The sequence below is a fragment of the Luteibacter pinisoli genome (assembly GCF_006385595.1).
Classification (GTDB): domain Bacteria; phylum Pseudomonadota; class Gammaproteobacteria; order Xanthomonadales; family Rhodanobacteraceae; genus Luteibacter; species Luteibacter pinisoli.
In genome coordinates this window covers 440,230-459,483 of sequence record NZ_CP041046.1, presented here as the reverse complement: position 1 = coordinate 459,483, position 19,254 = coordinate 440,230, and the positions used below count along the sequence as shown (strand labels likewise).

Annotated in this window: 15 protein-coding genes; 4 read left to right on the top strand and 11 right to left on the bottom strand. The window is 67.0% G+C overall.

Annotated features, from left to right (window positions below; all coding sequences use genetic code 11):
* The first annotated feature begins 1 nt into the window (after position 1).
* The 3 genes from FIV34_RS02075 (at position 2) to tal (ending at position 4,761) form a co-directional block, all read left to right on the top strand.
* Positions 2-1,171 carry a DUF3667 domain-containing protein gene (locus FIV34_RS02075; RefSeq protein WP_139979185.1) on the top strand — a complete coding sequence of 390 codons (1,170 nt, stop codon included), beginning with the start codon at positions 2-4 and terminating at the stop codon, positions 1,169-1,171.
* A 370-nt stretch (positions 1,172-1,541) separates the two neighbouring features.
* Positions 1,542-3,716, top strand: a complete 2,175-nt coding sequence (locus tag FIV34_RS02070; RefSeq protein WP_139979182.1) for a primosomal protein N' — start codon at positions 1,542-1,544, stop codon at positions 3,714-3,716.
* Between the two features lie 88 nt (positions 3,717-3,804).
* The gene (tal, locus tag FIV34_RS02065) at positions 3,805-4,761 is read left to right on the top strand and encodes a transaldolase (protein ID WP_139979180.1); all 957 of its coding nucleotides are present in this window, start codon (positions 3,805-3,807) and stop codon (positions 4,759-4,761) included.
* A 58-nt stretch (positions 4,762-4,819) separates the two neighbouring features.
* Here the strand turns inward: tal and FIV34_RS02060 are convergent, their stop codons facing one another.
* The 7 genes from FIV34_RS02060 to rpoH all read right to left on the bottom strand — a co-directional run bounded on the left by FIV34_RS02060 (position 4,820) and on the right by rpoH (position 15,091).
* Entirely contained in the window at positions 4,820-6,217 is a 1,398-nt protein-coding gene (locus FIV34_RS02060; RefSeq protein WP_139979178.1) for a coniferyl aldehyde dehydrogenase, read from the bottom strand.
* Between the two features lie 26 nt (positions 6,218-6,243).
* Positions 6,244-7,674, bottom strand: coding sequence for an efflux transporter outer membrane subunit (locus FIV34_RS02055; RefSeq protein ID WP_139979176.1), 1,431 nt, complete (start codon positions 7,672-7,674; stop codon positions 6,244-6,246).
* Positions 7,661-8,836: an efflux RND transporter periplasmic adaptor subunit gene (locus tag FIV34_RS02050; protein WP_139979174.1), complete on the bottom strand. Its 1,176-nt coding sequence runs from the start codon at positions 8,834-8,836 to the stop codon at positions 7,661-7,663. Before FIV34_RS02050 ends, FIV34_RS02055 begins: the two co-directional genes overlap by 14 nt.
* Positions 8,826-12,029: an efflux RND transporter permease subunit gene (locus FIV34_RS02045; protein WP_139979172.1), complete on the bottom strand. Its 3,204-nt coding sequence runs from the start codon at positions 12,027-12,029 to the stop codon at positions 8,826-8,828. The genes FIV34_RS02050 and FIV34_RS02045 overlap by 11 nt, the downstream gene beginning before the upstream one ends.
* A 94-nt stretch (positions 12,030-12,123) precedes the next feature.
* Positions 12,124-13,494, bottom strand: coding sequence for a sensor histidine kinase (locus FIV34_RS02040; protein WP_139979170.1), 1,371 nt, complete (start codon positions 13,492-13,494; stop codon positions 12,124-12,126).
* Positions 13,472-14,152, bottom strand: coding sequence for a response regulator transcription factor (locus tag FIV34_RS02035; protein WP_139979168.1), 681 nt, complete (start codon positions 14,150-14,152; stop codon positions 13,472-13,474). The genes FIV34_RS02040 and FIV34_RS02035 overlap by 23 nt, the downstream gene beginning before the upstream one ends.
* Positions 14,153-14,230: 78 nt before the next feature.
* A complete protein-coding gene (rpoH, locus tag FIV34_RS02030; RefSeq protein ID WP_139979166.1) occupies positions 14,231-15,091 on the bottom strand; it encodes an RNA polymerase sigma factor RpoH in 861 nt (286 codons plus the stop codon).
* A 306-nt stretch (positions 15,092-15,397) separates the two neighbouring features.
* On the opposite strand from rpoH, the gene FIV34_RS21450 reads away from it, so the two are divergent.
* Complete coding sequence (locus tag FIV34_RS21450) at positions 15,398-15,811, top strand: type II toxin-antitoxin system PemK/MazF family toxin (protein WP_139979164.1); 414 nt, start codon at positions 15,398-15,400, stop codon at positions 15,809-15,811.
* A gap of 185 nt (positions 15,812-15,996) precedes the next feature.
* Here FIV34_RS21450 and ung read toward each other — a convergent pair whose 3' ends face one another.
* From ung to ftsE, 4 genes are read right to left on the bottom strand one after another with little or no spacing between them, the layout of a single operon-like run.
* Positions 15,997-16,698, bottom strand: coding sequence for a uracil-DNA glycosylase (gene ung / locus FIV34_RS02020; RefSeq protein WP_139979162.1), 702 nt, complete (start codon positions 16,696-16,698; stop codon positions 15,997-15,999).
* Entirely contained in the window at positions 16,695-17,534 is an 840-nt protein-coding gene (locus FIV34_RS02015; protein WP_246058727.1) for a response regulator, read from the bottom strand. Before FIV34_RS02015 ends, ung begins: the two co-directional genes overlap by 4 nt.
* Before the next feature lie 14 nt (positions 17,535-17,548).
* Positions 17,549-18,529, bottom strand: a complete 981-nt coding sequence (ftsX, locus tag FIV34_RS02010) for a permease-like cell division protein FtsX (RefSeq protein ID WP_139979160.1) — start codon at positions 18,527-18,529, stop codon at positions 17,549-17,551.
* Positions 18,526-19,203 (bottom strand): cell division ATP-binding protein FtsE, encoded by a 678-nt coding sequence (gene ftsE / locus FIV34_RS02005; RefSeq protein ID WP_139979159.1) that lies wholly within the window; start codon positions 19,201-19,203, stop codon positions 18,526-18,528. Before ftsE ends, ftsX begins: the two co-directional genes overlap by 4 nt.
* Positions 19,204-19,254 lie beyond the last annotated feature (51 nt).

Sequence of the window (19,254 nt, the reverse complement as noted above, 5' to 3'; positions counted from 1 at the left end):
GATGAACGAACTCACGCCGTCGCCCGCGCTGATGTGCGCGAACTGCGAAACCGTGCTCCAGGGCGAGTTCTGCCACGGATGCGGCCAGTCGATCCACAGCGTGCTGCGGCCGGTGTCGCACATGCTCGAAGACGCAGGCGACATCTTTTTCCATATGGACGAGCGCATCGTCCATACCGTGCCACCCCTGTATACGAAGCCGGGCTTCCTCACGCTGGAGTACTTCTCGGGCCGCCGGGTGCGCTATATCGCCCCGTTCCGGCTGATGTTCGTCTTCAGCCTGCTCTCGTTCTTCTTCATGCACCTCGCGATCAACAACGTGAAGTTCGGTGCGACGGAGGGCGGCGACAAGGACACCATGGCCCAGTTTGCCGCCGCGGCGACGGCCGACGACGTGCACGAGCTCTACCGCACCGAGGTGCGCTCGCTCCTGTCCACCGAGAACGACCCCAACGTTCCGGCCGTGGTCAAGGCGGCGATGGGCCCCGTGCAGGGCATGCTGCGCGACGCCGCCAACCGGCGCCTGGCCGAGCTGAAGGCGCCTCCGATCGCGGCACCCGGCTCCGGCGACGAAGACGACGTCAAGCTCAGGCACGGCAAGGTGCTGGTCTTCGGCTCCGACGCAAAGGAAATGCGATTCGATGTCCACTGGCTGCCAGCGGCGGTGAATGCGCGGCTTAACGACGGCCTGGAGCGCCTGAGGCTCAACATCGCACAGGCCAGCAACCCCGGCCCCCAGCAGAAAGAAGCCATCCACCGGATGTTCGAGGGCTTCTTCGGCGTGCTCCCGCAGACCATGTTCGTCATGGTCCCGGTCTTCGCCCTGGTGCTGAAGGGGTTCTATGTCTTCCGCCGCCGCCTGTACGTGGAACACCTGATCGTGGCCCTGCACAGCCACGCCTTCCTGTTCCTGTCGCTCATGCTGCTGACCCTGCTCGGCTTCGCCCGCAACGCGATCGCCCCCCACCTGGGCCTGGCCGGCACCGCCATCACCCTGGTCGAAGTCGCCATGTGGATCTGGATGCCGCTGTACCTCCTGATCATGCAGAAGCGCGTCTACCGACAGGGATGGGGCATGACTATCCTTAAGTATTGGTTGATAGGCAGCGTCTATTTCTGGCTGCTGATGATCGCCCTGTTCGTGGCCACCATCATCGGTGTTTCCCACTAAGATTTTTTCCTACCCGGCAAGCGGTTGTACACAGGCCGCGAGGTCGCTTCGCTTTTGTCAAGGTTTTGCGACCGTCCGATGAACGTCCCGGGTAAGGCAATTTTAACTCGTTGATTTATCGCTATATTTCAGCTTGGTTAAAATGTGTTCAAGATAAGGCGGAGGGCCTGAAAAGGCGCCCGGAGGCCCTCCATCCGAAGCTCATCCACAGACTTATCCACAGCACTTGTGGATAACATGGAAAGCCCCCAGAGGACGGGCACTTAGCCTCCATTCCTCCCACCGGATACGTCATGTCGATCCAAGCCCTCGCCGTACTGGTCAATCATTGACCAGCGAAATTGGCAGACCTCGTTAAACTAGGCCTCGCATGACAGCCGTCCTCCGCGTCGCCCTTCCGGTTCCCCTGCTGACCCTGTTCGACTACCTGCCGCCCCTGGCGGGCGTGGCCGAGGCGGGCTCACGGGTGCGCGTGCCGTTCGGGCGAGGGGAAATGGTCGGCATCGTGATCGACCCGGCGGCCGAAGCGGCCGTGGGCGTGAAACGGCTGAAGCGGGCCAGCGAGGTGCTGGACGATGCGCCCCTGCTCGATGCCGAGCTGCTGGCGACCCTCAGCTGGGCGGCCGAGTACTGGGCCGGCGCCCCCGGCGAGGCCTTCGCCAACGCCCTGCCCCTCGCCCTGCGCGACCCGAAGCCCCTGCCGCCCACCGGCCGCGAGGTATGGGCGCTGACCGAGCAGGGCCGTGGCGCGCGCGAGGCGCGCAGCCGCAAGGGCGGTTCAGCCGCCCTGCTCGATGCGCTTTATGACGGCCCACGGGCCGCCGACGATCTCGGCTTCACCCTGCCCGACTGGCGGGCCGCCGCGCGTCGCCTGATCGACGCCGGTCTGGTGGAGAAGCTGGAGCTCAAGGGCGCCTCGCTTCCGGCCACGCCCGCCCCCGGGCCGGCGCTGAGCGAGGAGCAGGCCGCGGCCGTCGCCGCCATGGCCGAAGGCTTCGGCGGGTTCCAGCCCTACCTGCTGGATGGCGTGACCGGCAGCGGCAAGACCGAGGTGTACCTCGCGCTCATTGAGAAAGCGCTGGCCGAGGGCAAACAGACCCTGCTGCTGGTACCTGAGATCGGCCTTGCCCCGCAGACGGTGCGCCGCCTGCGCGAGCGCCTGGGCGTCACCATCGAGGTCCTGCACTCCAACCTGGCCGAGGGCGACCGCGCCCGGGCCTGGCTGCGCGCCCGCGAGGGCAGCGCCAGGGTGGTGATCGGCACGCGTTCGGCCGTGTTCACGCCGCTGCCTGCCGCGGGGCTGATCATCGTCGACGAAGAGCACGACGCCTCGTACAAGCAACAGGAAGGCTTCCGCTACCACGCCCGCGACCTGGCTCTGGTCCGCGCCCGTGCCCATGGCGTGCCGGTGGTGCTCGGCTCGGCCACGCCGTCGCTGGAGAGCCTGGCCAACGTGGATGCCGGCCGCTACCAGCGGCTGGTGTTGCGCGGCCGCCCGGGCGCGGCGCAGTCCACCCGGGTGCAGATCGTGGACATGCGCGCCCAGCGCCTGGACCATGGCATGTCGCCCACGCTGATGAACGCGGTGGCCGCCTGCGTCGGCCGGGGCGAACAGGCGCTGGTGTTCCGCAACCGCCGTGGCTATGCCCCGGTGCTGCTGTGCTACGACTGCGGCTGGCACGCCGACTGCCCGCGCTGCGAGCGGCCGATGACCCTGCACGCCGGGCGCCGCCGACTGATCTGCCACCACTGCGACAACACCATCCCGCAACCGACAGCCTGCCCCGCCTGCGGCTCGGCCAACATCAGCCCGCAGGGCCAGGGCACCGAGCGCCTGGAAGAAGCGCTGGCCGAACGCTTCCCCGACGTGCCCGTGGTCCGCATCGACCGCGAGACCACCCGCCGCCGCGAAGCCTTCGGCGAGATCCTCGACGGCCTGCGCGAGGACAAGCCGGCCATCCTCGTTGGCACCCAGATGCTGGCCAAGGGCCACGACCTGCCGAACCTCACCCTCGTCGCCATCGTCGGCGTGGACGAGGGCCTGCACAGCATCGATTTCCGGGCCAGCGAGCGCCTGGCCCAGCTGGTGGTGCAGGTCGCCGGCCGCGCCGGGCGCGCCGCGCGCCCCGGCAGCGTGCTGCTGCAGACGCATCACCCCGACCACCCGATGCTGCACGCGCTGCTTCGCGGCGGGTACGCGGCCGTGGCGAAGGAACTACTGGCCGAGCGCCGCCTGCTGGACCTGCCACCGTTCTCGCACCAGCTGCTCCTGCGCGCCGATGCCCACGGCCGCGCCGAGGTGGATGCCTTCCTGCAGGAGGCGAACATGGCCATTGGCAACCCCGGCGAGCTGCGCATTGCCGGCCCGATGCCCGCGCCGATGCCGCTACGCGCCGGGCGGCACCGTGGCCAGCTCCTCGTCGAGGCCAGCTCGCGCGCGCGCCTCCACGCGTTCCTGCGGCCGTGGCAGCACGCCCTGCTGGCCCTGCCATCGGCCCGGAAGGTGCGCTGGTCCCTTGATGTGGACCCCATCGACCTATATTGAACATGACGACCGATACCATCGGATGCCTATTCCCGCCGCCCCCTTGGCGCGACAATCTTTTTCCCCACAGGTAACGGAAGCTGCAAACGTGACCAGCCAACTCGAACAACTGCGCAAGCTGACCAAGGTCGTCGCCGATACCGGCGACATGTCGGCCATGAAGACCTACAAGCCGGAGGACGCGACCACCAACCCGTCCCTGCTGCTGAAGGCCGCCAGCATCCCCGAATACGCCAGCTACATCGACGAGGCGGTCCAGTTTGCCAAGAGCGAAAGCAACGACCGCGCGCAGCAGCTGGTCGACGCCAGCGACCGCCTGGCCGTGCTGGTCGGCCGCGAGATCCTGAAGATCGTCCCGGGTTACGTCTCCACCGAAGTGGACGCCCGCCTCTCCTTCGACACCACCGCCTCCATCGCCAAGGCCAAGCGCCTGCTCGGCATGTACAAGGACGTCGGCGTCGACCCGAAGCGCGTGCTGATCAAGCTCGCCTCCACCTGGGAAGGCATCCGCGCTGCCGAGCAGCTGCAGAAGGAGGGCATCAACTGCAACATGACGCTGCTCTTCAGCTTCGAGCAGGCCGTGGCCTCCGCGGAAGCCGGCGCGTTCCTGATCTCGCCGTTCGTCGGCCGCATCTTCGACTGGTACGTGGCCAACACGGACAAGAAGACCTACGCACCGGAAGAAGACCCGGGCGTGCAGTCGGTCCGTCGCATCTACGATTACTACAAGACCCACGGCTACAAGACCATCGTGATGGGCGCCAGCTTCCGCAACATCGGCCAGATCCAGGCCCTTGCCGGTTGCGATCGCCTCACCATCGCGCCGGAACTGCTCAAGCAGCTGGACGAAACCACCGCCGACCTGCCGGTGGCCCTGAAGGACAACGGCAAGAAGGCCGAGCCGCCGGCGGAGAAGCTCACCGAGGCGAAGTTCCGCTGGGGCCATAACGAAGACGCGATGGCCACCGACAAGCTCGCCGAAGGTATCCGCAAGTTCGCCGTCGACCAGCGCAAGCTGGAGCAGCTGCTCGGCGCGAAGCTCTAAGCGTTACGCACTCGCTGCACGATAAAAAGGGCCCCTCGGGGCCCTTTTTTTATGTACTTCAGCGCTTCAGCTTGAATGCAAGCACGCGCTCGATGGCCTTGCCGTACGGCGGCCGTAGCATCGCCGTGATATCGAAGCGCGACTGCCGGTACACCGCGCGCGCATGGCTGAAGGTACGGAAGCCCTCGACGCCGTGGTACGCGCCCATGCCCGACGGGCCAATGCCGCCGAACGGCAGGTTGTCCTGGGTGAGGTGGACCACGGTGTCGTTGATCGTGACGCCACCGGCCACGATGGTGGCCAGCACATGTTCCTGGTCCGCACGGCCGTTGCCGAAGTAGTAGAGGCTCAGGGGGCGCGCGTGCCTGTTCACGTAGGCGATGGCGTCATCCAGGCGGCCATACGGCACGATCGGCAGGATCGGACCGAAGATCTCCTCGCGCAGCACGGCCATGTCGTCCGTCGCATGCAGCACCGCCGTCGGCGGCATGCGTCCGCCGTCGGGCACGTCATCGGCGCGATGCAGCGGACGGACGGTGGCGCCTTTCGCACGCGCCTCCTGCAGATAGCCTTCCAGCCGCGCGCGATGGCGGTCGTTGATGATCGACGTGTAATCGGGATTACCGCGCAACGTGGGGAACATGATGCCGACGTTCCGGGCCAGCGCATCGACGAAGGCATCCACCGAGCCTTCCGGTACCAGCGCATAGTCCGGTGCGACGCAGATCTGCCCGGCGTTGAGCGTCTTGCCGAACAGCAGCCGCCGCGCAGCGAGGTCGAGATCGGCATCGCGACCGATGATCGCCGGCGACTTGCCGCCGAGCTCCAGCGTCACCGGCACCAGGTGCTCGGCCGCGGCGCGCATCACGTGCTTCGCCACCGAGGTGGCGCCGGTGAACAGCAGGTGGTCGAACGGCAGCGCGGAGAAGGTTTCCGCCACCGTCTGGTCGCCGGTGACCACCGCGACTTCGGTCTCGTCGAACGCCTCGGCGATCATCGCCTGCATCAGCGCCGACGAGCACGGCGTGAATTCCGAGGGTTTGATCATCGCGCGGTTGCCCGCGGCAAGGATGCCGGCGAGCGGCGCGAAGGTGAGATTGAAGGGGAAATTCCACGGCGCGATAACGCCGACCACGCCCTTCGGCTGGTAGTCCACCCATGCGCGTGCGCCGAGCAGCGCCAGCGGTGCGGGCGACACGCCGCGGTGGTCGCGGCGCATCCAGCGGCGCACGTGCTGCTTCGCGTGCTTCAGTGGCTCGATCGAGGCGACGATGTCGCTCACCAGCGAACCCTGGCGGGAGCGGTGGCCAAAGTCGGCGCTCAGGGCATCGGCGATATCGTCGGCATGATCGACGAGCGCACCGATCGCCCGGTCCAGGCGATCGATGCGCAACGCGGCGGGCGGGGTGCCGTCACGTTGATGGGCGGCACGCTGGCGGGCAAGGAGTAGGTCCATGCCCCGATCATAAGGGATCGCCGCGATCAGGCCTGGGCGGGTGCCTGCCAGCCGCCGCCGAGGGCCCGGATCAGCGCCACGCTGGCCCGCAGCTGGCGGGTTTCCAGGTCGATGACGCTGCGGCGCGCATCCAGCGCTGCCGTCTGTGCCTGCACCACGTCGAGGTAGCCGACGGCGCCCTCGCGGTAGCGGTTGAGCGACAGGTCCACCGAACGCTGTGCCGCATCGGCGGCGGCCTGCTGGTCCACCAGCGCCGCGCCGAGGTCACGCAGCAGGGTGAGGTTGTCTTCCACCTGGGCGAAGGCATTCAGCACCACGTCGCGGTACTTGGCACCCGCCTCGTCGGTCGCGGCTTTCGCCGATTCCACCGCGGCCTTGCGGCGGCCACCGTCGAACACGTTGAGCAGCACGGTCGGGCCGAGCGCCCAGAAACGGTTCGGCGCCGTGGCGATGTTGCCCCACTGGGCGCTCTGCCAGCCGCCCTGGCCATCCAGCGTGATCTGCGGGAAGAAGGCCGAACGGGCAACGCCCACGCGGGCATTCGCCGCCGCGGTGCGACGCTCGGCGGCGGCCACGTCGGGGCGACGCTGCAGCAACGCGGAAGGCACTTCCAGCGGGATGGTCGGCACCTTCATGGCGTCGTCCTTCGTTTCCAGCGTGAAGCTGGACGCGCTGTCGCCGACCAGCACCGCGATGGCATGCAACACGACCGCACGCTGCGCCTGGGCCTGGGTCAGCTGCGACTTCGCGTTCGACAGCTGGGTCTGCGCACGAGCTACGTCGAGGCCGGAGGCAATGCCGCCTTCGTGGCGCGACTGCGTCAGCTGCAACGCACGCGAGAAGGCGTCGATGCTCTCGGTCAGCACCTTGATCTGCCGATCCTGTCCATGGAGCTGCAGGTAGCTGTCGGCCAGCTGCGCCTGCAGGCTCAGCTGCGCCTGCGCGAGGTCACCCTGCGCCGCCACCTCTTCGGCGGTGCCGGCCGCGACGCTGTCGCGCACGCGACCCCACAGGTCCACTTCGTAATCGAGCTGGCCACCGAGGGTGTACGAGTTGTAGTACGCCGGCGACGTGGCGCCGCGCAGCGGCTTGGTATCGGATTCGCGGTTACGCGTGGCGTTGCCGTTCAGACCGAAGGTCGGGAACAACCCCGCGCGCACCTGCTTCGTGAAGGCTTCCGCTTCCTGGTAGTGGGCATAAGCGGCGGCCAGCGTGGCGTTGTTCTTCAGCAGGCGGCCCTGGAGATCATCCAGGCGGGCGTCGCTGTACAGCGTCCACCACGATGCCTTGTCCAGGTGGTCGGCGGGCTGCGCTTCCACCCACGGCGAATCGGTGTTCGCAAACTGCGGCGCCACCGGCACCTCGGGTGCCTTGTACGTCGGCGCCATGGAGCAGGCCGCGAGACCCATCGACAGCACCAGGCCGGCGACGAGCCGCAAGGATTCAGGCCTTGGCATGGTCGCCGCCTTCCTTCTTCGCCGGGGTGACGCGCACGGTGTCGCCGTTGGCGAGGCCATCGGGCGGGCTTTCGATCAGGCGGTCGCCCTCGGCGATACCCGCCGCGAGCTGCACCGTCTTGCCGAAGTCCTGCGCGATGGTGACGTCCTTGAACGTGACCTTGTTCTGCGCATCGACCACGGCGACGCGCAGGCCGCTGCCGTCGTAGACCAGCGCGCTGGCCGGCACGCGGAACAGCGCGGCATTGGCCGGCAGGTCGAAGGTGACGCTGGCATAGCCGCCCGGGAGCAGCTGGCCGTTTTCGTTGTCCACGGCCACCTGGACCAGCGTGGTACCGCTGGCGGCGTTGATCGACGAGGAGCTGGATTCCACCTTGCCTTCGAAGGTCTTGCCCGGGTATTCCGGCACGGTGAGCTTCACCGTCGCGCCCTGCTTGATCGACGGCGCGTAGTTCTGCGGCACGTTCACGTACATGCGCAGCTTGTGCGTATCGGACACCACGAACAGTTCCTGGCCACCACCGCCGGCATTGATCAGCGCGCCGGTGTCGGTCTCGCGCGCCGTGACCACGCCGTCGAACGGCGCGACCAGCTTCGCGAAGCCCTTGGTCGCCTGGATGCGCTCAAGGTTGGCCTGTGCCGCCTGTGCCAGGGCACGCTTGGCGTCGTAGTCGCCGGTCTTCTCGTCCACTTCCTGCTTGGACACCGAATCCGAGTCGCGCATGGACTGCCAGCGCTTCGCGGTGGTCTGCGCCAGCGCTTCGTTCGCGCGTGCGCTGGCGAGGTCCGCCTTGGCCTGCAGCAGCTGCTGGTCGAGGTCGGGCGTTTCGATTTCACCGAGCACGTCGCCGGCCTTCACCTTCTGCCCGATGTCGTACTTCCACGACTTCAGGTAGCCGCTGGTGCGCGCGTAGATCGGTGCGCGCGCATACGCCTGGAGGCGGCCGGGCAGGTTCAGGTCACCACCGCCCTGACCGCCCTCGGGCTTGACCAGGGTGACGCTGGGGATGGCCTGCTCGTCCGTCCACTGGCGCAGGTTGCGCGACTCGTTGGCGCGCGTGGCGACGCCGGCCACGACGATGGCAAGCACGACGATCGCGGCGATGATGCCGGCGACGCGAAGGCGGCGCGGCTGGGGGGTGTGCAGCGTATCAGGCGACATGGACGGGCTCTCCGGAAGCGTTCGCCGGGGTTTTCGACGTATGGCCACGACGGCCATGGATGATGCTGAAGACCACGGGCACGAACAGCAGCGTGGCCGTGGTAGCGAAGATGAGGCCACCGATGACCGCGCGGCCGAGCGGTGCGTTCTGCTCGCCGCCCTCGCCCATGCCCAGGGCCATCGGCAGCATGCCGATGATCATGGCCAGTGCGGTCATCAGCACCGGGCGGAAGCGGACGAAGCCGCCTTCGGAGGCCGCGAGGAAGGCGTCACCGGTTTCGGCGAGGCGCTCGCGGCAGAAGCTCACCACCAGGATGGAGTTGGCCGTGGCCACGCCCATGCACATGATGGCGCCGGTGAGTGCGGGCACGGACAGCGTGGTGTGCGTGGCGAACAGGATCCAGATGATGCCGGCGATGGCGGCAGGCAGCGCGGTGACGATCACGAACGGATCGGCCCACGACTGGAAGTTCACCACGATCAGCAGGTAGATCAGGACGATGGCACCAAGCAGGCCGAGGATCAGGCCGGTGAAGGCGCTGTTCATCGTCTGCACCTGGCCGAGCAGCGCGGTGCTGGAGGCCTTCGGCAGTTCCTTCGCATGCGCCTCCAGGATCTTCTGGATATCCGCGGCAACGCCGCCCAGGTCGCGATCCTGCGTGGTGGCGAAGATCTCCACCATCGACTGGATGTTGTACTGGCTGGCCACCGTGCTGCTGGTGGTACGCGTGAACGAGGCCAGGCCACCGAGGATCTGCGAACCGGACGCACCGGCGCTGGGACTGATCGGCACGTTGGCCAGGTCAGGCAGCGTATCGATGGCGTACTGAGGCGTCTGCATCACGATGGGGTACGACACGCCGTTCTGCGGGTTCAGCCAGAAGGTGGGAGCGATCTGGCTGGAACCGGCCAGGTTCACGCCCAGGCTGTTGGTCACGTCACGCTCGGTGATGCCCACCTGCTGCGCGCGGCTGCGATCCACGTCCACGTTGAAGGTGGGGCTGGCCTGCGACTGCTGGATACGGGCATCGACCACGCCCGGCACGCGGCGGATCTCGCGCAGCAGCGTGGAGGCGTACTTGAAGTTGGCCGCGACATTGGGACCGCGGATCTGCAGGTCGATCGGCGCGGGCGAACCGAAGTTCAGGATCTGGCTGATGATGTCCGCCGGCGGAAACGAGAACGTCGCGGTCGGGAACAGCCGCGGCAGCTTCTCGCGCAGTTCGCGGACATAGTCGGCGGTCGGCTTGTGGTCTTCCTTCAGGGAGATCTGCAGGTCGCCGTCGGCCGAACTGACCGTACCGGTATTGTTGTACGTGTTGTTGATGCCCGACGAGGACAGGCCCATGTTGTCGACGACGGTGCCAAGCTCATCGGCCGGGATGATCCGGCGCACTTCCTTGGTGATGTCGGCGAACATGTTGGCCGTCTCTTCCACGCGGGTGCCGACCGGCGCACGGACGTGCATCAGGATCTGGCCCGAGTCCACCGACGGGAAGAAGTTCTTGCCGAGCATGGGCACGAGCGCGAACGACGCCACGACGAAGACCAGGAAGCCGATGACGAACGGCTTGCTGTTGCGCAACGCCAGCTCGAGCAGGCCGTGGTAACCCTGGCGAAGCGCTTCGAAACGCTTCTCGAAACCACGCTGGAAGCGGACCAGCGGGTTGCGCGAGACCTTGCCGTGTTCGCCGTGCGGATCATCCAGCGAATGCGGATGGAGCAGGTATTTCGCCATCGTCGGCACCAGGGTGCGCGAGAGGATGAACGAACAGATCATCGAGAACATCACTGCTTCGGCCATCGGCACGAAGAGGAAGCGCGCGACGCCTTCGAGGAAGAACATCGGCACGAACACGATGCAGATGCACAGCAGCGAGACGAAGGCGGGCGTCACGATCTGCGCCGCGCCGTCGAGGATCGCGGTCTCGACGTCCTTGCCGTGCTCCAGGTGCCAGTTGATGTTCTCGATGGTCACCGTCGCATCGTCGACCAGGATACTCACCGCGAGCGCCAGGCCACCCAGCGTCATGATGTTGAGGGTTTCGCCGAAAGCCGACAGCATCGCGATCGCGCCAAGGATCGCCAGCGGGATCGACGTGGCGATGATGACGGTGGAGCGCCAGCTACCGAGGAACAGCAGGATCATGAGGCTGGTCAGCGCCGCGGCGATGACGCCTTCGCGGGCCACGCCGGCAATGGCCCCGCTGACGAACAGCGACTGGTCACCGATGGGGTTGATCTTCAGGTTCTCGGGCAGCGCGTCCTTCATGGACTTCACGCGGTCCTTGATGCCCTGGATGATCGCCAGCGTCGACGCGGAGCCGTTCTTCAGCACGGTCATCAGCACCGAGCGGTTGCCGTCGACGTGCACGATGTTGGTCTGCGGCGGCGAACCGTCGCGGACGTGGGCCACGTCGCGAATGAACACGGTGGCCCCGTTGACGACCTTCACCGGCAGGTTACCCAGCTCGTCGACCACCGAGGGCGAGTTGTTGAGCTGCAGGGTGTACTCGAAATCGCCGATCTTCTGCGTACCCACCGGCGTGATCAGGTTCTGCGCGGCCAGGGCGTTGGCCACGTCCTGCGCCGACAGCCCGCGCGCCTGCAAGGCCGCCGGGTCGATATCGATCTGCACCTGGCGGGTCTTGCCGCCGAACGGGAACGGAATCGCCGCGCCGGCCACCGAGGTGAGCTGCGGGCGGATGATGTTCAGGCCAAGATCCGCCAGGTTCTGTTCCGTCAGGCCATCGCCCGACAAGGCCAGCTGGATGATCGGCACCGTGGACGCGCTGTAGTTGAGGATCAGCGGCGGCGTGGTGCCCGCCGGCAGCTGCTTCAACAGCGTCTGCGCCACCGCCGTCACCTGCGCATTGGCGGTGCGGATATCCACGGTGGGCTGGAAGAAGATCTTGACGATGCCGAAGCCATTGATCGAGTTGGCCTCGATGTGCTCCACGTCGTTCACCGTCGTCGTGAGCACGCGCTCAAACGGCGACGACACGCGGCCGACCATCTGGTCGGGCGGCAGGCCGGTGTACTGCCACACCACCGCGATCACGGGGATCTTGATGTCGGGGAAGATGTCCGTCGGCGTACGCATCGCCGACAGCGGACCGACGATGAGGATCAGCAGGGCGAGGACGACGAAGGTATACGGCCGCGAAAGAGCGATCCGGACGATGCCAATCATGGGGGGACGGTTTCCGAGCGCGATGTTGCGTCGCGGCGAAGTTTGCGCCCGTGCGTTCCTGCGGCGTAGTTAAGATTTATTTAGGCGTATTCGGCTAGACCGCCGGACAGGTCACCGAGAACACCGCGCCACGCTCGTTTCCGCCCACGGCCATCGAGTATCCGTGCAGGCGCACGATGGCGCTGACGATGGCCAGGCCCAGCCCACAGCCCGGTTTCGTCCGCGTCTCGTCGCCGCGGTAGAACCGGCGGAAGACGTGGTCGCGCTCGGCCACGGGGATGCCCGGGCCGGTGTCGGCGATGTCGATGCGCGCGTCGCCCGTGGGGTCCGTCAGCGCCACCATCCGGATGGCACCGCCGTTCGGGGTGAACTTGATGGCGTTGCCCACCAGGTTGGCGAAGGCTTCGAACATCAGCTGCGGGTCGCCGCGCAGCGCGGGCAGCGCGCCGACATCCAGCTCGAACACCTGGTGGCGGTCCTCCGCCAAGGGCGCGTAGAAGTCGTGGACGTTCTTCAGCACCACGCCCAGGTCCATGGTCTCGAAGCAGGCGCTGCGCTGGCGGTCTTCCAGCTCGGACACGCGCAGCAGCGCGCGGAACCGCGCCAGCACCGTGTCGATCTCTTCCACCGCGGCCTCCAGCTGTTCGCCCTCGGCACGGCCGTCGAACTGCTGCTGGATGCGGTAGAGCCGCGTACGCATGCGGGTGAGCGGCGTGCGCAGGTCGTGGGCGATGTTGTCGGTCACGCCCTTCACTTCGCCGAGCAGGCGCTCGATCTCGTCCAGCGTGGTGTTCACCGTGCCGGCGAGCATGTCCACCTCGTCACCGGCCCGCGTCACCGGCAGGCGCACGCTGAGGTTGCCCTCGCGGATCGGCTCCATGGCTTGCTGGATCTGCCGGATGCGGCGCGCGGGGCGGCGCGCGATGAGGATGCCACCGAGCAGGCCGGGCAGCAGGGTGAGCGAGAGCCCCCACAGCGCGCCACGGCGGATGATGGCGCCGAGGCCGTCGATGGTGGCACTTTCCTTCACCACGACCAGGCGCTCGCCATTGGGAAGCGTGCTCGCGAGGCCACGGGAACGGCGCGGCGACTCACCCGGGTGGTCTTCCACCTGCGCGGCCACGGCGCGGACGATGCCGTCCTCGTCCAGCCCCGCCGGGATCTTCGAGATGTTGCCGGCGAGGCGCCGGCCCTGTGCGTCGAACAGGCCCGCCGCCATGAAGCCGGTGGCGTCGATGGCGCTGGCGGCGTCCACCGTGTCGTTGAGGCGGCGCGGGTCCGTGCGCTCGAGATAGTGCACGCGGGCGGCGAGCATGCCGTCCACCACGTTGGTGAGGTAGCGCGAGGATTCCCACTGGACGACGCCCAGCAGCACCACGCACCAGATGGCGAACAGCGCGCCATAGATGAGGATCAGGCGCGAGGTGGCGGAACGCCAGGCGTCAGTCAGTGCGCGCAAGGACATACCCCGAGCCGCGCACCGTACTGATGAGCGGCACCTGGCCCGCGCCGTCGATCTTGCGGCGAAGGCGGCCAATATGGACATCGATCACGTTGGTGCCCGGATCGAAATGGAAACCCCAGACGTGCTCGAAAATCATCTGCCGGGTCACGACCTGGCCCGCGTTGCGCATCAGGAACTCGAGCAGCCGGAATTCGGTGGGGAGGAGCGTGAGCGCCTGGCCGTCGCGCAACGCGTTGTGCTTGACCAGGTCCAGCTCGAGGTCTTCCACCCGCAGGCGCGTTTCGTGCGCCGCGGGCCGGCGGCGGCGCAGCAGCACTTCGGCACGGGCGGCGAGCTCGTCGGGCGAAAAGGGTTTGGTGAGGTAATCGTCGCCACCGGCGCGCAGGCCGCGCACACGCTCGTCCACGTCGGACAGCGCGCTGATCATCAGCACCGGGGTATCCACCGAGCGCTTGCGCAGTTCGGAGACCACGTCGATGCCGTCCATGCCCGGCAGCATGCGGTCGAGGGTGATGATGTCGTAGCCATCGGCCAGCGCGCGGGCCAGGCCCTCGCGGCCGTTCGCCACCCAGTCGGCCTGGAGGCCATGGGCGCCGAGCTCCGCGACGATATCGCGGGCGGTGACTTCGTCATCTTCGATGACCAGGGCCCTGGGCATCCTCTTACTCCACGGTTCGGGACAACGGAAAACGGCCCCACGCGGGGGCCGTTCCGGATCTTACGCCGTTCGTCGCGATCAGGCGGCGATGGCGACGCGCATCTTCTTCATGGCATTCGCCTCGATCTGGCGGATGCGCTCGGCCGAGACGCCGTACTCGTCAGCCAGGTCCTGCAGGGTGGCCTTGTTGTCTTCGGCCAGCCAGCGGCGCTGGATGATGTCGCGCGAGCGGGCATCGAGGTTGGACAGGGCCGAGCTCAGGGCACCCATCTGGTTGCTCGAGGCGTCGGCTTCGGCCAGGTTGTCGTACGGGTCGGCACCTTCGTCGACCAGGAACGCGGCCGGGGCCGGCTTCTCGTCGTCATCGGCGTCGGCCGGGGCTTCAAAGCCCACGTCACGGCCCGACAGGCGCGATTCCATCTCGCGCACGGTGGCTTCCGGCACGCCCAGGTCCTGGGCGACGACGCGCACTTCTTCCGCGTTCATCCAGCCAAGGCGCTTCTTGCTCTTGCGCAGGTTGAAGAACAGCTTGCGCTGGGCCTTGGTGGTGGCGACCTTCACGATGCGCCAGTTGCGCAGGATGAACTCGTGCATTTCGGCACGGATCCAATGCACCGCGAAGCTGACCAGGCGGACGCCCTGGTCCGGATCAAAGCGCTTCACCGCCTTCATCAGGCCGATGTTGCCTTCCTGGATCAGGTCGGAGAGCTGCAGGCCATAACCGTTGTAACCGCGGGCGACATGCACTACGAAACGCAGGTGCGACATCACCAGCTGGCGGGCGGCGTCGAGGTCGGCGTCGTCGTGGAAGCGGCGCGCTAGCGTCTGCTCCTCGTCAAGGCTGAGCACCGGGATGCGATGGACGGCCGCGATGTAGGAATCCAGACTGCCAACGACGCTCGGTAGCCCGTAGTTACGGGTGGCGAGGGCTTGTGACATGTGGAGCCTCCTGAAAGTGTCGGTGCAGGTTAGCAGTCCCATGGTGGGAGTGCTAACCCCTGCCGAAGTTCAAATTGGTTAGCTGTACTCAATGGTACAGAAATAGCCCCGGGATGTCCAGTGGGACCCCAGGGGCGTATTCAGGAGGCAGAAGGGCAACCGGAGTCCCGGCCGCCGGCGAAGCCTGTAGGTGCCCGCCATACAAGGAAAATGGGGGCCAGCCCTCGAAAAAAAAGGGCGTCCGCCTACGCGAGGTAGCCGCCACCACCGGCATTCGCCCTGCGCCCCGGTTCCTACGCTTGCTCCATGCCTTTTCACTACCCACCCCCACCAGGGACCGTGCTGATTTGCCGGTTTCCACCCCCAGGCGCTACCCCCACTGGTGAAATGACGAAGACCCGCCCGGTCATCGTGGTTAGCCGGCGACTGAAGGGCCGACCCGGCCTGGTAAGCATCGTGCCGGTAAGCATGACCGCCCCGCGGCAGGAGGCTCGATGGCATGTGCGCGTTCCCGCCGAGGCCATGCCGCCGGGTTGGGGGGAGCGCGAGGGGAGCCGGTGGGCCAAGTGCGATATGGCGATGGTCGTGAGCCTTGAGCGACTTTCTCAAGCGCGCACACAGGCGAAGCGTGGCGCACCCTTCTCGCCACTATCGCGCGTCGATGAGGCGACGCTCTACGAAATACGTAAGGCTTTGTCGTTCGTGTTCGAACTCAGCTGAAAGCAACCCGTGTGCGCTTGCATGTTGGGCGCCCAACAATTAACTTCAAAGCGTCTGTCGGCGGCAACGCCGATTTCGAAGACCTCAATGCAGTGCTTGGTCGCGATTGAGGCGGGCCGGAACATGATGACAAGTGATCCGGTTGCTACTTAGCCCGCGCGCTTCGGCCGCGGGCTTTTGTCTTTTCAGGCGTGGAGTTCAGCGCGTGGCGGCAGCGACCAGTCGATGGGCGCTTCGCCGCGCGACTCAAGGTAGGCGTTGGCCATGGCGAAGTGCCCGCAGCCCATGAACCCGCGATGCGCGGATAGCGGCGAGGGATGCACGCTGCGCAGGATGCAGTGGCGCTTGCCGTCGATCAGCTGGCCTTTCTTCTGCGCGTGGCTGCCCCAGAGCATGAAGACGAGGCCTTCGCGTTCGCGGTTGAGCGCATCGATGGCCGCGTCGGTGAAGCCTTCCCAGCCACGACCCTGGTGCGACGCCGCCTGCCCGGCTTCCACCGTGAGCACGGCATTGAGCAGCAGGACACCACGATCCGCCCACGGCGTGAGGCAGCCATGGTCCGGACGCGGGATGCCGAGGCAGCTCTCGATTTCCTTGAACATGTTCTGCAGCGACGGCGGGACACGTACGCCCGGCCGCACGGAAAAACTCAGGCCATGCGCCTGATCCGGGCCGTGGTACGGATCCTGGCCGAGGATGACGACACGCACGGCATCGAACGGCGTGTGGCCGAATGCGTTGAAGATATCGGGGCCGGGCGGATAGATGACCTTGCCGTGCGCCTTCTCGTCGCGAAGGAACGCCGACAGCGCCAGCATCTCCGGGCGATCCAGGTAATCGCCGATGCGCTCCTTCCAGGAGCTCTCCAGGCGTACGCGATCGTTCAAGCGTCGGCCTTTCCGCGCAGATGCAGGGCCACGCGAAGCTGGAACAGCAGCTTCGTGATCAGCAGCTTTTCTTCCACGGGTTTTTCGACAAGATCATTCGCACCGGCGCGCAACAGCGCGGCCTGGTTCGCGGGGTTTTCGTCGCCCGTCATGATGAGCGTGGGCAGCTTGCCCTTGCCGTAGCCGAACTCGTTGCGAATGCGCTCCACCAGATCGCCACCGGTGAGCTCGCCCTTGAGGCTGACGTCGGTGAGCACGACATCCGCCCCCATCCGGCCCTCGGCCTTCGCTGCACGCAGGAATTCGATGGCATCTTCCGCGCTGATCACGTGATGCACGGTGAGGCCGTACTTCTCCATCATGCGGCGCGTGGCCAGCGCGACGACGCGGCTGTCTTCCACGTACAGCACTTCGCCTTCGGCGCCGCCTTCCGGCCGTACGTAGCCGCGAATGAATTCCGCGAGCGCGCCGAAGCCGAGCGACTTGTCGAAATAGTCGGTGACGAATTCGCCCAGCTCACGGCGATGCAGGCGCTGCTCCACGTCGCCGGAAACAACGACGATGGGCATGTAGATCTGCGGCGCCGATTCGCGCACGAAACGTGCGAGGTCGAGGCCATCCATGTCCGGAAGGCGCAGCGCCACGGTAACGAAGTCGAACACGCCGCGCTGCAGCTCGGCCTGCGCTTCGGCACCCGTGCTGACGCCAATGATTTCCACGCCGGGCACTTCGGCGGACACCACGCGCGAAATCAGCTGGCGCACGACCTTGGAGCCGTCCACCAGCAGGATGCGCGGCGTAGCGCCGGCGACGCCTGATCCGATATGCGATGCCACCCCCTGGCCTCCCCTTAACCCGCTGCCGCGCGGCGTATCTGGCGTGCGCTGACCAGCCGCGCACCCAGCCACCCGAGAACCGCCGACGCGACCGGCACGGAAAGAAGCAACCACGCCGGCAGGCCGCCGAACGCGACGCTGCCGTCATAGGCCGCGGCCAGGCGGCCGACGGGGCCCGCCATGGCCAACTCGATCGCCACGGCAAGTACCACGGCGAGAATGCCTGCGAGCAGGCCCAGCCAGATGCCGGTGTAGAGATAAGGCCGGCGTACGAACGGCCGGCTGGCGCCGATCAGCAGCAACACGCCGATTTCCTCGGCGCGGCTCTGGATGTCGACGCGGATGGTGTTGCCGACCACCAGCAGTGCCGCGATGCCGAGGAGCAGCGCCAGCATCGTGGTCGCGCGGGCGCCGACGCCGACGATCGCGTCGAGGCGCTGGCGCCAGGCGCCGGTGTCCTGGACCATGTCGACGCCTGGCAGGGCCTTCATCGCTTCAACGAGCCGGCTTGCATCGTCGGCGGAAAGCGTGGGCTTCGGCTGCACCGAAAGCACATAAGGAAGCGGGTTCTCGTCCAGCGACTGCAGGGCGCCGGAGAAGCCCTGCACCTCGGCCAGCTCGGCCAGGCCGTCCTTCGGCGTGCGAATGACGATGTCCTGCACCTCGGGGCGCCCGCGCAGGGCCGACGCCGCCGTTTCGGCCATCGCCGCATTCTGGCCCGGCTTCATGAAGGCACTGATGGTCTGGTTGCGGCCGAGCGCATCGCCCATCCGCTCCACGTTGCCAAGCAGGAGGTAGAACGCGAGCGGCAGGGCCAGGGCCACGCCCATCACGGCCACCGTCAGCAGGGTGCCGAGCGGACGCGAGGCCAGGCGGCGCCAGCTGATCGACAGGCTCCAGGCATGGTGCTCGCGCCAGGCACCGATGTGGCGCGGCGTCGTGCGGCGGGTCTTCTCCGGCTCAGGCGCCTTGCGCGGCTCACGGACGGCGTTCATACCACCTCCGTCGCGGGCACGTCGGCCACCAGCTTGCCGTGGTCGAGGACGACAACGCGTTTCTTCATGCGCTTGATCAGCATCAGGTCGTGGCTGGCGACGAGGACGGCCGTCCCTACGGCCTGGAATTCGGCGAACAGGCCCATGATTTCCATGGCCAGCTGCGGGTCGAGGTTGCCCGTGGGCTCGTCGGCGATGAGCACCGCCGGCTTGGCCACGATGGCGCGGGCGATGCCCACGCGCTGCTGCTCACCCGTGGAGAGGGTACCGGGCAGCTGCTTCTCGTAGCTCAGCAGGCCGACCTTCTCCAGCGCGGCGCGCACGCGGCGCGAGCGCTCGGTCGCCGTCACGCCGGCGATGACCAGCGGCAGTTCGACATTGGCGAAGACACTGCGGTCCATCAGCAGGCGATGGTCCTGAAATACCATGCCCAGCTTGCGGCGGACCCGGGGGATGTCGGCGGAGCGGACGGTGTTGAGCTTCTGCCCGTCGAGGGTGACCACGCCATTGGTGGGCCGCTCGATCATGGCCAGCAGCTTGAGCAGGGTGCTCTTGCCGGCCCCGGAATGCCCGGTGACGAACGCCATCTCGCCGGCGCCCACCTGGAAAGAGACATCCGTAAGGGCCTGGTGGTCGCCCTCGTATCGTTTGCTCACCAGGTCGAAACCGATCACCGCGTTACCCGTTGGTCCGTGAAGCCTAGAGGATAAGGTATGCGGCGGGTA